The organism is Candidatus Accumulibacter contiguus (genome assembly GCF_012940005.1).
GTDB lineage: Bacteria > Pseudomonadota > Gammaproteobacteria > Burkholderiales > Rhodocyclaceae > Accumulibacter > Accumulibacter contiguus.
Map to the genome: position 1 here is coordinate 229,281 of NZ_SPMX01000006.1, position 13,058 is coordinate 242,338.

12 protein-coding genes are annotated in these 13,058 nt (G+C 59.4%); all 12 read left to right on the plus strand.

Translation table 11 applies throughout. The features are described from left to right. The first annotated feature begins 17 nt into the window (after positions 1-17). The 12 genes from E4Q08_RS03000 to E4Q08_RS03055 all read left to right on the plus strand — a co-directional run bounded on the left by E4Q08_RS03000 (position 18) and on the right by E4Q08_RS03055 (position 13,051). Positions 18-845 (plus strand): ABC transporter permease, encoded by an 828-nt coding sequence (locus tag E4Q08_RS03000; protein WP_034908783.1) that lies wholly within the window; start codon positions 18-20, stop codon positions 843-845. Beyond that, positions 835-2,070, plus strand: coding sequence for an ABC transporter ATP-binding protein (locus tag E4Q08_RS24370; protein ID WP_308240043.1), 1,236 nt, complete (start codon positions 835-837; stop codon positions 2,068-2,070). The genes E4Q08_RS03000 and E4Q08_RS24370 overlap by 11 nt, the downstream gene beginning before the upstream one ends. Positions 2,071-2,088: 18 nt before the next feature. Next, on the plus strand, positions 2,089-3,705 hold the full coding sequence (gene aepX / locus E4Q08_RS03010) for a phosphoenolpyruvate mutase (RefSeq protein ID WP_169069282.1): 1,617 nt from the start codon (positions 2,089-2,091) through the stop codon (positions 3,703-3,705). Beyond that, a complete protein-coding gene (aepY, locus tag E4Q08_RS03015; protein WP_034908746.1) occupies positions 3,706-4,854 on the plus strand; it encodes a phosphonopyruvate decarboxylase in 1,149 nt (382 codons plus the stop codon). After that, positions 4,851-5,942 (plus strand): 2-aminoethylphosphonate aminotransferase, encoded by a 1,092-nt coding sequence (locus E4Q08_RS03020; RefSeq protein ID WP_034908748.1) that lies wholly within the window; start codon positions 4,851-4,853, stop codon positions 5,940-5,942. The genes aepY and E4Q08_RS03020 overlap by 4 nt, the downstream gene beginning before the upstream one ends. Beyond that, positions 5,939-6,688, plus strand: coding sequence for a phosphocholine cytidylyltransferase family protein (locus tag E4Q08_RS03025; protein ID WP_034908750.1), 750 nt, complete (start codon positions 5,939-5,941; stop codon positions 6,686-6,688). The genes E4Q08_RS03020 and E4Q08_RS03025 overlap by 4 nt, the downstream gene beginning before the upstream one ends. Positions 6,689-6,999: 311 nt before the next feature. Then, complete coding sequence (locus E4Q08_RS03030) at positions 7,000-8,133, plus strand: CDP-glycerol glycerophosphotransferase family protein (protein ID WP_169069283.1); 1,134 nt, start codon at positions 7,000-7,002, stop codon at positions 8,131-8,133. After that, positions 8,130-8,621, plus strand: a complete 492-nt coding sequence (locus E4Q08_RS03035; RefSeq protein WP_169069284.1) for a class I SAM-dependent methyltransferase — start codon at positions 8,130-8,132, stop codon at positions 8,619-8,621. Before E4Q08_RS03030 ends, E4Q08_RS03035 begins: the two co-directional genes overlap by 4 nt. Before the next feature lie 55 nt (positions 8,622-8,676). Next, positions 8,677-9,915: a hypothetical protein gene (locus tag E4Q08_RS03040; RefSeq protein ID WP_169069285.1), complete on the plus strand. Its 1,239-nt coding sequence runs from the start codon at positions 8,677-8,679 to the stop codon at positions 9,913-9,915. 11 nt (positions 9,916-9,926) lie between these two features. Further along, the gene (locus tag E4Q08_RS03045; protein ID WP_169069286.1) at positions 9,927-10,730 is read left to right on the plus strand and encodes a class I SAM-dependent methyltransferase; all 804 of its coding nucleotides are present in this window, start codon (positions 9,927-9,929) and stop codon (positions 10,728-10,730) included. A gap of 25 nt (positions 10,731-10,755) precedes the next feature. Continuing rightward, on the plus strand, positions 10,756-12,036 hold the full coding sequence (locus E4Q08_RS03050; RefSeq protein ID WP_169069287.1) for a glycosyltransferase WbsX family protein: 1,281 nt from the start codon (positions 10,756-10,758) through the stop codon (positions 12,034-12,036). A 7-nt stretch (positions 12,037-12,043) separates the two neighbouring features. Beyond that, entirely contained in the window at positions 12,044-13,051 is a 1,008-nt protein-coding gene (locus E4Q08_RS03055) for a glycosyltransferase family protein (RefSeq protein WP_169069288.1), read from the plus strand. Positions 13,052-13,058 lie beyond the last annotated feature (7 nt).

The following is a 13,058-nucleotide window of genomic DNA, read 5'->3' on the forward strand; positions in this document are numbered from 1 at the left end:
AACCGCTGACCGCCCACATGTCCAACACTTCTGCCCCATCAAATCCCCAGTTCGCAATCATCCGGCTCATCAGATACCATTACCTGATCGGTCAATTGGTCAAGCGCGAGGTCCTAGTCAAGTACCGTGGTTCGCTGCTCGGGGTTGGTTGGTCCTTCCTTTACCCGTTGTTACTGCTACTCGCCTTCACGATGGTCTTTGGCGGTGTCTTCGGCGGCCGCTGGAGTGAGGCAGAATCAAGCCGCGACGGCATGGAGATGGCTTTGTTCATTTACTGCGGACTGGCGGTGTTCACGCCCTTCTCTGAGGTCATCACCAGCAGCCCACGCCTGCTCATCGCCAACCAGAATTTCATCAAGAAAATCGTTTTTCCAGTCGAGATCTTGCCACTGGTCGCCGTACTGGCTGCGATGATCCACTGTGCCGTTCACCTGTTGCTGCTTGCCGGTACTGCGTTGCTCGCCGGCCACAGCAGCGCATCAATGCTGATGGCGCCCCTCGTTCTTCTGCCAGTCTGGCTATTCACGCTTGGCGCAGCCTGGTTCATCGCTGCAGCCGGTGCTTACGTCCGGGATCTGGCGCACGGCATGCCGGTACTAGCGCAGTTCCTGATGTTTATGCTGCCGGTTTTCTATCCGGCAACCGCGGCGCCAGGCGTCCTGCTCACGCTGAATAGAGTTAATCCTCTGGCGCTTGCGATTGAGGATCTGAGGAGAACGCTGCTGCAAGGAGAATCGCCAGTTTGGACGCATTGGTGCGCATCGCTGCTGGCCGGCGTAGTCGCTGCCGTCGCTGGCTACGCTTTCTTCATGCGTTGCCGAGAGGAGTTCGCTGATGTCGTCTGAACCGGTGATCTCGGTACGCGGCCTCAGCAAGACTTACCGGGTCTACGATCACCCGCTGCACGGACTGCTGTCACGTCTGAGCGGCGACCGCATCGGTCGACGCAAGGAATACCGCGCCCTTGAGGATCTCAGCTTCGACGTCGGTCACGGCGAGACTGTTGGCATCATAGGTCGCAATGGGTCGGGCAAGAGTACCCTGCTGCAACTGATCTGCGGCATCCGCAAGGCGACCGTCGGAAGCGTTCGCACCCACGGGCGTGTGTCGGCGCTGCTCGAACTCGGATCTGGCTTCCATCCGGAGTTCACCGGGCGCGAGAATGTCTTCCTGCAAGGAGCAATCGCCGGCTTCTCACGCCCCGAAATGGAGTCACGGTTCGACCATATCGTTGCCTTTGCGGACATCGGCGAGTTCATCGACCAACCGGTGAGATTGTATTCTAGCGGCATGTTCGTCCGCCTCGCCTTCGCCGTCTCGGTCGAGGTTGCGCCGGATATCCTGGTTATCGACGAGGCACTATCGGTGGGCGACATCGACTTCCAGGCCAAGTGCCTCACACGTATGCGCGAACTGATGGCCAACGGGGTAACGACCCTGTTCGTCAGTCACAGCATGCAGGCCGTCAATGCCTACTGCACCCGTGCGCTACTGCTCGAGGACGGTCGGCTACGCTTCGACGGCAGCCCGGAACAGGCGGTTGACCTACACCGAGGTCAATTCGCAATGGCGACCCGTATCGACCTGCGCAAGCCGCAGAGCGGCCGGCGTGGCTTGCGCCATTGCATCGAATTGCTCGAACTTGCTGTCAAGAACATGAGCGGCGAACCCTGCTCGAACTTTGCGATGGGCGAACAAATGCACATTCGTCTGCACTTGCGCTGCTCCGAACCGGTACCGGAGGCACGCTTTGGCGTGCTGCTGACGAATTCAGCTGACTCGCTGATTCATGACTTCGCCTCCGGTTTCGCCGACATCGTCGGCCTCGACGAGGGAAGCCATGCCTTCGAAATCATCACCGGTCCGCTGATGGTCTATCCTGGCACCTATTACCTCGGCGCATGGGGGCAGCGGGCGCTAGGTATCCCTTCTGACGATTACGTGCGTGCAGCGCTGTCGATCACCATTGTCGACCGCGGCCAAGTGGGCGGTCGCGAAGCGAAATTCGATATCATCAGCAAAGCGAATTCGGAAGTATACCTACCCTGCCGATGGCGCAAGCTCGCGTGACTCCTGGTAAACCTACTCATGAATAGAATCGACAAGGCTGCAGCCTTCCGTTCAATGCTCGAATCGCCGCGATTGGAATTCATCTGCGAGGCACACAACGGCCTCAGCGCGAAGATCGTCGAAGAGGCAGGGTTCAAGGGCATCTGGGCGAGCGGCCTGGCGATCTCGGCGCAGCTCGGCGTGCGCGACAACAACGAAGCGAGCTGGACGCAGGTGCTCGACGTCATCGAGTTCATGGCCGACGCCTCGTCGCTGCCGATCATGCTTGATGGTGATACCGGCTATGGTAACTTCAACAATGTCCAGCGCTTGGTCCGTAAGCTGGAGCAACGCGACATTGCCGCCGTCTGCCTTGAGGACAAAATCTTTCCGAAGGCCAACAGCTTCATTGACGGCAACCGCCAGCCGCTTGCCGACATCGACGAATTCTGCGGTAAGATCAAGGCTGGCAAGGATGCCCAGTTCAACGACAATTTCTCGATCGTCGCCCGTGTCGAGGCCTTCATTGCCGGATGGGGCCTCGGCGAGGCCCTGCGCCGCGCCGAGGCCTACCACGCAGCCGGTTCCGATGCGATCCTGATCCACAGCGCGCTGCGCACGCCCGACGAGATTCTCGCATTCAAGGATGCCTGGGGTGAACGGTGCCCGGTGGTCATCGTGCCAACGACCTACTACGCCACTCCGAGCGAAGTCTTCCGCGAACATGGCATCGCCCTCGTCATCTGGGCCAACCCAACCCTCCGTGCCAGCGTCCGGGCGATGCAGCAGACGGCGAGGGCGTTGTTCACCAGCGAAAGTCTGGTCGCCGTCGAAGACTCCATCGCGCCGGTGCGCGAGATTTTCCGGCTGCAAGGTGCCGCTGCCCTGCAGGAAGCCGAGGACCGTTACCTGCCGAAAGCCCGGCATGCGCCCGGGGCCGTCGTACTCGCCGCCGCGCGCGGCGCGGAACTCGGCGAACTGACCGCAAAGCTGCCGAAGACGATGCTGCGGATCGGCAACCAGCCGCTGCTCGGCCACATCGTCGCCACATTCAATGCACTCGGCATCAATCGCATCCATGTCGTGCGCGGCTACTGCAAGAAAGCGATCAATCTGCCCGGGTTGCACTACGTCGACAACGACCGCTACGCTGACAGTGGCGAGATCTATTCGCTGGCCCTCGCCCTTGCCTGCGTCGATGCCGATACACCGTTGATCGTTTGCTACGGCGACGTGCTGTTCAAGAAGTATATTGTCGAACTGCTACGCGATGTCGACGTACCGGTCGCCGTCGCTGTCGACACCAACTGGCAGGAAAGTGTCAATCGGCACCGAAAGGCTGATTACGCGCGTTGCTCGTTGCCATACTCACGCTCTGCCTACAACCGCGAAGTTCATCTGCTCGAGATTGATCCGCAACTCACAGCAGACGAGATTCACGGCGAGTGGATGGGTTTCATGAAAATCTCCGTGTCCAGCCTCCCCGAAGTCCGCGCAATTACCGAGCAAATCTTGCAACGCGATCGTCATGCCAAACTCCCGGCACTTCTGCACGAGTTGATCCTGCGTGGTCAACCGGTGCGAGCGCTCTACACGACCGGAAACTGGCTCGACATCGACAGCGTCGAGGATCTGGTCTATGCCGGAGGCTTCTAGATGATAAACGCTGCAGATTTCGTCGACGCTGCACAGCGGCGCGGCTACGGTCTTTGGGCAGGTGTCCCGTGCTCCTACCTGCAACCCTTCATCAACCATGTGATCGGTCGCGACGATGTGCGCTACGTTTCAGCGGCCAACGAGGGCGACGCCGTGGCCATCACCGCTGGAGCTGAACTGGGCGGCGTCCGGGCGATCGCCATGTTTCAGAATTCCGGCCTCGGCAATGCGCTCAGCCCGCTGACCTCGCTCAACCACGTCTTCGCCATCCCCAGCCTTCTTATCATCACGCTGCGCGGCGAGCCCGGTGGCCCCCCGGACGAACCACAGCATGCGCTTATGGGCCCAATCACCACATGCATGCTCGAGACCATGGAAATTCCCTGGGAATATTTCCCGAGCAAGGCCGGTACGATCGGAGTCTGCCTCGACCGGGTCGACGACTACTCCCGGCGGAGTTCACGACCCTACGCACTAGTCATGCGCAAGAATTCGGTCGAGGCCTGGCCGTCACCACCACTGGCACCACTCAAAGCCGTGCGGGTTTCTGGGCGAAGCGGTGGACCGCCGGCCCCGGCGCTCTTCTGCCGGCACGAATTTCTGCGTGCCATCCAGCAAAGTACCGGCCCCGACGATCTGATCATCGCCACCACCGGCTACACTGGCCGAGAACTCTACGCACTCTCTGACCGCTGCAATCAGTTTTACATGGTCGGTTCAATGGGCTGCGCTTCGAGCTTTGGTCTCGGATTGGCGATCGCACAGCCGCAGCGTCGGGTGATTGTCCTCGACGGAGATGGAGCCGCCCTGATGCGCCTCGGCGCGCTCGCCGCCGTCGGCCGCGAGGCACCGGCCCGACTGACGCACGTCGTCTTCGACAACGGCATCCACGAGTCCACAGGCGGTCAGGCGACCGCCGCGCCCGGTATCGACTTCGCTGCAATCGCTACTGCTTGCGGCTACCGCCACGCCGGGGTGGCGACGACTCCGGCCGAACTGCTGGCGCAACTCGGCACGGCAGACGGCCCGCGATTCGTTCAAGTACCGGTGCTTCCCGGCGCGCTGCCCGACCTGCCGCGCCCGCGCGTCGCGCCGGCGGAAGTCGCAGCACGCCTGCGCGCCACGCTCGCCGTAGGCGGCCGGCCATGATCCTGCTCAATCCTGGACCGGTTACACTGTCGCAACGCGTGCGCAACGCACTACTTCACGAGGACCTCTGCCATCGTGAAAGCGAGTTTGCCGAACTCAGCCTCGACCTCCGCGCCCGCATCGAACGGGTCTACCCGGAAGCGGCAGCGGACTTTACGGCGGTGCTGCTGACCGGATCGGGCACGGCTGCAGTCGAGGCGATGCTGAACAGCATCGTGCCACCGACAGCGAGATGCCTGGTGGTCGCCAACGGCGTTTATGGCGAACGAATGGCAACGATGCTGGCACGACATCGTCGCCCGCATGCGCTGATCGATTCGCCGTGGCTGTCCCCGATCCCGCTGCAACGGATCGACGAGGCTCTGGTCGCCGATCCTGGTATCGCCTTTGTCGCCTGCGTGCAGCACGAGACGACGACCGGCCGCCTCAACGACATCGACAGCCTGGGCGCGATCTGCCGCCGGCACGGCGTCAACCTGCTGCTCGACGCAGTCAGCAGCTTCGCCGCCGAGGAGCTGCGCTTCGCAGAGTGGAACCTGGTCGCTGTTGCTGCGGCGGCGAACAAGTGCCTGCACGGAATCCCCGGCACGGCCTTCGTCCTCGCCCGCCGCGACCTGCTCACCGGCTGCGCTGACCACGCCGATTCGCTCTATCTAGACCTGTACCCGCTGTTCCGCGAACAGCAGGCCGGCTGGTCGCCCTTCACTCAATCGGTACAAGGATTCTTCGCCCTGCAGGAAGCCTTGCGCGAGTTCGCCGATGCCGGCGGCCAGCCGGCGCGGCGGCATCGCTACCTGGCCATCTCGTCACGCCTACGCCGCGAACTGCCGACGCTGGGAGCCGAACTGTTGCTCGCCGAGGCCGACTATGCCTCGATGCTCACATCCTTCAGGCTACCCTTCGGCAACCGCTACGCGACAGTGCACGACGGGCTCAAACGCGCCGGTTTCACCATCTACGCCGGCCAAGGCCCGCTGGCCGCCGATGTCTTCCGCATCGCCGGCATGGGCGCCATCACAGATGCCGACGTAGACCGCCTGCTGGCTGCCTGTTGCGAACTGCTCGCCGGCCCCGAAGCGGCGCCATGATCGATACGGCGGTCATTCTCGCGGCCGGCCGCGGCACTCGGCTGGAGGCGCTCGGGACGCAGATCCCGAAGGGTTTCATCCGTCTCGGCGAGCGACCCATCGTCGAGGAATCGATTATCCGCCTGCGGCGCGCCGGCATCAGCCGCATCATCATCGTCACCGGTCACCTCGACGAGCACTACCGGGACCTAGCAGCACGCTTGGGTAGCGGCATCGAACGAGTGCACAATCCGCTGTTTTCTGAATCCGGCAGCATGCACTCGCTGTACGCCGCACGTGACCTGCTAACCGACAGCGATTTCCTGCTGCTCGAATCGGACCTGACCTTCGAGCAACGCGCGCTGTCGGCCGTGCTCGAGCATGCTGGCACCGACGTGCTGCTATGTTCCGGAACCAGCGCATCCGGTGACGAGGTATATGTCGAGGCTGACGGCAACCGCCTGGTTAATGTATCCAAGCGTCGCGCCGATCTCGGAGGGGCGGTGATCGGCGAACTGGTCGGCATCACGCGCGTGTCGGCACCGCTCTACCGGGGCATGCTGGCCAGCGCCGAAGCACATTTCCGTAATTCGCTGCGCCTCGAGTACGAGCACGCGCTGGTCGCCGCAGGTTGCGACCGCGCAGTCGACTGCCTGCTCGTAGACAATCTGCTGTGGGCCGAGATCGACGACGCCCACCAACTCGAACGTGCGGCACAGTACATCTATCCGCACATCGTTTCGCGCGAGCACGGCCTTGCGGACTAGGCCCATGGACCACTGGAAATCCGTTTGGGGCCGCCATACAACCAACACTGCAAGCTCACCACCGCAGGCGCTAATCGACCTCGATGCTGCTTTGATAAAGGCGCCGGGTGCATCGCCGAACGTGCTTGCTAGCACCGCGATAGCTTCCGCGGAACTGCGCGCGAGCATGGCTTCAGTGTCGAGATCTTCGACCAGTGCATCGATAACTACGCGTAGAACGCCTTCCACTTCAACTGCCTGCTGTGCAGGGAACCGAGCCGATGAATCGCAACCGCTACAGGAATTTCTGGAACCGTCGCCTTGAACGGACAATGGATATCGAGACTCTGCTGATCGATGACCCCGCAGGTCTAGTCAACGTACGGCCGCGGCATTTCATGAAGCGCGAAATCACCTTCTTCCACACCGACAAGGTTGAGTGGCAGACGATGCGGCCGGTCGCCGTCGAAGCCGAACGGCGTGGCTACCGCGTCGAATTCAGCGACCGCATCGATGCACCCTCAGAGATCGGCGTCTACTGCTCGCATAGCCCTTCGCCGAGGAACAGTCGCTTCTCGGCAATCATGCTGCACGACCTCGCGCAGCGGCACGATATCTGGCCGGACTATTGGCTGACCGAGCCATGGAACGAATTCGATCTCGGCTTCCTGCCGGGACCGAGTTGGGGTGAACGCTGGTACCGGTCGTCGCTGCAGCCGCAGAGTCGGCCGAGGCGCGGCGTCTTCCAACTCGGCTGGCCAAAAGCCGATTCGCTATTCAACTGTCGCGAAAACTTCCAGCGCGAGGCCGACGAACTGCGTCACCAGCTTGGGCTACGCCACGATTTCAGCATTCTCTACGCGCCGTCATGGGAAAACCACGGCAAACAGGACGATTTCGTCCGTGCGCTCAGCGATCTACCGTTCAACCTGCTGCTCAAGCAAGCCCCGTGGTCGGATCGATATCCCGAAGTACTGGCCAGCATCGCGGAAATGAATATGTTGCACCGCAACGCCAGTCCCAATGTCCACATCATCGACCCCGAAGTCGGCATCCTCCACTGCCTGGCACTCGCCGACCTGATGGTTTCAGACGAATCGAGCGTGTTGATCGAGGCACTATTGCTCGACGTCCCCGGCATCGCCGTGATGGACTGGCTGATTCCCGATACCTCACCAGCGCGAAGAGCCTGCGTGCCTTTCGACTTCGTCACCCGGATCGAGCGAGGCGCGCTGCGGGCGATGGTAACCAACATGATCGAGTGCCTACCCGAAACACGCTCAGAACTCGCCGCGGTACGCGAGCGCCACTTTTCATGCCTCGGCCAAAGCGCGGCGCGGATCATGGACGTCCTCGACGCCTGCGTCGAAGACCGACCGATCCCGCACGCGCCCCTTTCGGCAGCGCCCACTTCGCTGCCGTCGCGCATCTGGTCAAAGCTGTGCGCACTCGGCCACTGCCGATGAACGATCGCACTTACATCTTCGATTCCGAACTGCGAATCTGGAGAACACCGACGCACGACAGCATTGCTTATTCCGACGGTGACGAGGTCGAGCGCCGCCTACTGTCCATCCTGAAGCAGACTCGCGACCTGAGTTCGACCTCGGATGAGTTGCGAAAGCAGATTGTCGATTGGCCCACCGAATATCACTTCAGTCCTACTCGCGCCAACCTGCTGCGACCCTTTCGTATTGACAAATCGCAACGCATATTGGAATTGGGATGCGGGTGCGGCAACCTAACGCGCTATCTGGGAGAATCCGGGGCACATGTCACCGCGGTTGAGGGCAGCGTCGTACGTGCGAGCATCGCCGCGGAGCGGTGTCGTGACCTCGCCAATGTCATGATCGTGGCTGATAGCATCGAATTATTTACGTCAGCAGGTGGATTCGATATGGTCACGCTGATTGGCGTTCTGGAATATGCACCACTTTTTTTTCGCGGGCGATAACCCAGCGTTGCAATGCCTTGCTGCCGCTCGTCATTTGTTAGCTCCAGGTGGAACAATGCTGCTCGCCATTGAAAATCAGCTTGGTCTGAAGTACTTCAACGGTTGCACAGAGGATCACACGCGCAAACTTTTCTTCGGAGTCCAGGACCAGTACAGTCCCTCTACGCCTGTAACCTTCGGGCGCACTGAACTGAAGCGTCTTGTTGAAACTGTGGGTTTTAGCCATACCCATTTCCTGTTTCCTTTCCCGGACTATAAGCTTCCCGAAATCCTGATCTCGGAAGAGGCACAGACTGCTGCTGGCCTTAGTTTGTACAACTTGCTCACCCAAAGCCATGGTCGAGATTATTCCGGGCATCGCCTGAAAACATTCGATGAGCATCTCGTCTGGCGAGCCATTGAGCGTAACGGCCTCATTGGCGACCTGGCAAATTCTTTTCTGATCGTCGCCAGCACCGACGAAACCAATGTCCTTTCTGTGTTCCATGATCCATGGCTGGCAAAAATTTATGCCGCATCGAGAAAGCCTGCGTGGGCTTCAGAAACAACCATACGCCGCAACTCATCAGGTCTGAGGGTCGGGAAATCAGGTCTTGGGATAGCCAACAGCAAGGAGATAGCTGTTGGATCATTTACTCTCTCGCACCAGCTCTCATCCGACGAGCCCTACCTACCGGGCGATCTGCTGCTGCACAAATTCCAGCGCCTGGCTCCGGATGGCGATCTTGAGAAATTTGCCAAGCTGGCTCGTCAATGGCTTGATTTTCTTCTGCAGGGTAACGCCCCTGGTGGCGTTTCCTTGAGTGATCGTCTAGTCCCGGGCCATTACCTGGACTGCATCCCTGCAAATCTGATTGTTACGGATACAGGGGTCTTGACCATGATTGATCTTGAATGGCATGTGCGCGAACCGATTCCATTGGCTTGGGTTATCCTGCGTGGCCTTGTCAACACACTTTATCAATGCACGTTTCCAGATAATTTCGGACACAGAAATTGCCAAGGAGTGATTGCCGAATTGCTCTCGCTGATGGATGTTGATGTCAAACCCGCCACGTACGAAGATGTTGCTGTACTGGAAACCGCTTTTCAAGAGGCTTGCCGTGATGACCATCTGTCCCGGGATGATTTTCGAGTTGCTCTGGCGAACGCTGTTCCGCAGCGGGCACCCGTGGAAAGAGCGTGCGAGGTTGAAATGCTTGTGGCGCGAATTGAAGCTTACGAGAATTCGCTATCCTGGCGCATTACCCGGCCGCTCCGATACCTTGCCCGCGTCTTGCTTGGGCGAAAATAGCTGATTGCCCCATGATTGATAGTCCAATGAACCGAATATTGATAAGGGCGCGTTCCCTGATATTCAAGCTCAAGACGCGCTTTCACAGTGGGTCGCTCCATCGTTACGAGTACCTGGTGGATCTGGCCGATGACTCCGCGCCCGCCAGTGTCGTGCGCTTTGTTGGACAAGACCGCAAGGTACTCGAAATCGGCGCCGGCCCCGGTTCCATCACGAGATTCCTGAGCGGAAAGAATCGGTGCCACGTGACGGCGGCCGAAGTCGACGACAGTGCCATCGAAAAACTCCGGCAGTTCTGCGATCGGGTGATCAAGTTGGATCTGAACGCGCCGAATTGGACGGACAGCTTGCAGGAAGAGGGCTTGTTCGAGGTGGTGGTTATCGCCGACGTGCTGGAGCATCTCTACGATCCATGGCAAGTACTTCAGGACGCCAAGCGCTTGCTGGCACCGGGCGGCCATCTGGTCGTCTCGCTTCCACATGCAGCGCACTGTGCGATCGTTGCCTGCCTGATCGAGGGCGATTTCGAGTATCGCGATTGGGGACTGCTGGACCGAACCCATATCCGTTTCTTTGGCATGCGCAACATACAGAACCTGTTCGATGGCGCCGGGCTCAGTATCGTGGATGCACACTTTGTCGTCAAAGCACCCGAGCAGACCGAACTCGTCGCGCATTGGAACAATCTGCCGGCGCCTCTGCGCGCGATGCTTGCACTAGGCCCGCACGCTAAGGTCTATCAAGTGGTCGTAAAAGCGACGGCAGGCAGCCCCGCACTAAAGCTCACTGAACTTCCCGTCTCAACCGCCATGTAGGCGATAGTGATATTCGGAAACCAGTATGGATCCAGCAATCAGCGCAACACCCGACAGCAAACAATCAGCGGCAGCCCGCGGCATCAGGACGGTAGCGTTTTTTCTGCCGCAGTTCCACCCTATTCCAGAAAACGATGCGTGGTGGGGCAAGGGCTTTACCGAATGGACCAATGTCACCAAGGCAGCCGCGCTTTTTCCCGGCCACTACCAGCCCCATTACCCGGCCGATCTGGGTTACTACGACCTGCGCCTGACGGAGACCCGGCATGAGCAGATTGCAATGGCGCGGAGTTACGGAATCGACGCCTTCTGCTACCACTACTACTGGTTCTCAGGCAAGCGGTTGCTCAATCGACCGCTGGACGAGATGCTCGCTGATAGCGAAAGCAATATGCCCTTCTGTCTTTGCTGGGCCAACGAAAACTGGACCCGGCGCTGGGATGCAGCCGAGCATGAGATCCTCATTGCCCAAAACTATCTGCCTGACGATGATCTGAAATTCATTCGCGACCTGACACCCTACCTCAGCGATGCGCGCTATCTCAGGTTTGACGGTGTGCCCCTTCTGATCGTCTATCGTCCCCAGCAGCTTCCGGATCCTAGGAAGACTGCCTCGATCTGGCGCGACTACTGCAAAGCCAACGGTATCGGCGAAATATACTTATGTGCAGCGCTGACCCACGGTAATTTCGACTACTCGGCGTTCGGTTTCGACAGCGGCGTTGAATTTCCTCCGCACAACCTGACGGTCAGGGGACGAGATGACAGATTGGCGTTCTCGCAACCCTTCCTGGGACACGCCGTAATGTTCCATGATATTGCCGAAAGCTACCTGAAAAGGACTTACACGGCGGCCAACGTGTTCCGCTGCGTATTCCCGTCCTGGGACAATACCGCCCGGACCGGGAACCGCGCTCTGATTGTTCTGAACGGAACTCCGGCAAACTACGAGTACTGGCTGAGCGAGGCAATCCGGCGCACGGCGATGGATTTTCCGGGAAAAGAACGCCTGGTCTTCATCAATGCTTGGAACGAGTGGGCAGAAGGTTGCCACCTGGAGCCTGACCAGAAATTCGGGCGACAGTTTCTGGAAGCCACCCGATTTTCCGTGCTGGGAATCAGCCGCTGGACCGATTTTTCCGACAAGGAGATTCCGGAACAGGAGCAACCCGGCGGCTGGTCGCTCCTTGGTCATCTGACCGCGCTGGTCACCCACCATTATTTCCGTTACAAACGCCGCCTGATATTCAAGATTCACCAAATGCCCCGCATCAAGCGTATCGTGAAGTTCCTTCTGCTGCGGTAGCGCGCACATGTCCATCCCTGATGCCTCTGTCGAGCGGCGACTTTGCGCTGTGATCGTCACCTATGGCGAACGCTACAGTTTCCTCGCGCAGGTAATCGGCCAACTGGCCAGCGCGCCGGTCAGCCATATCGTCGTGGTCTTCAATGGCAACTACCATCCGGAACTGATTCCGACGTCCGTGTCCATCGTGCCGGTCGTCCTGCCGGAAAACCTCGGTAGCGCCTGGGGTTACCGCGCGGGTATTGAGACAGCACTCAAACTCGACTGCGATTATTTTCTCTTCCTAGACGACGACAACTTACCGGTATCGAACTGCATCGACAGTTTGTTCGCCGAGCATTTGCGTCTCGGAAGCGGTCCGCTTCTGGCGTTGCAAGCCTTTCGCCGGTCCCAGCCCTGGCAAAGAATCCTAGTAAGCCAAGGAGTGATGCCGATCGGTCGTCCGAATACTTTTGGTTGGTTTCATGCATTCAACGAACGACATCTGCTGAAGCGTCAACTGTTTGGCGCCAACTCGACAGGCAAGGATTCGGCGCCACCGGCCCATGGTATTTTCAGAATCGGCCTCGCCGCCTATGGCGGCTTATTCGCTACCCGGGAAACGCTTCTGCTTGGCGAGCTCCCTGATCCGCGGTACTTCTGTTATTATGACGACCTTGACTTCAGCAACCGCCTGACGCAAAGAGGTGTCACAATCTTCCTCTGTGCCGGCGCAGTCGTAGACGATCTGGAGGCCTCATGGCACGCGCAAGATTCTCGGGTGCATCCCGCGTTTTCGCCCCAGACGCCTGATCAAAAGGTTTATCTCGATCTGCGCAATGCCTTCATCTTCTATCGCTCAATGACGACAAGTCGTGTTGCGTTTTTCATTAATGGAATTGGCTTCTGGCTGGGCATTGCCTATCTGGCCCTGTTCAGGTCTGCGGATATCCGCACCACGGCCAGACGCCTTAAGCTGATTTTCCATGCCGCAAGGAAAGGTTTGCGTGGAGAATTCGCGCTATGCCCAGTGTAGCCAACTA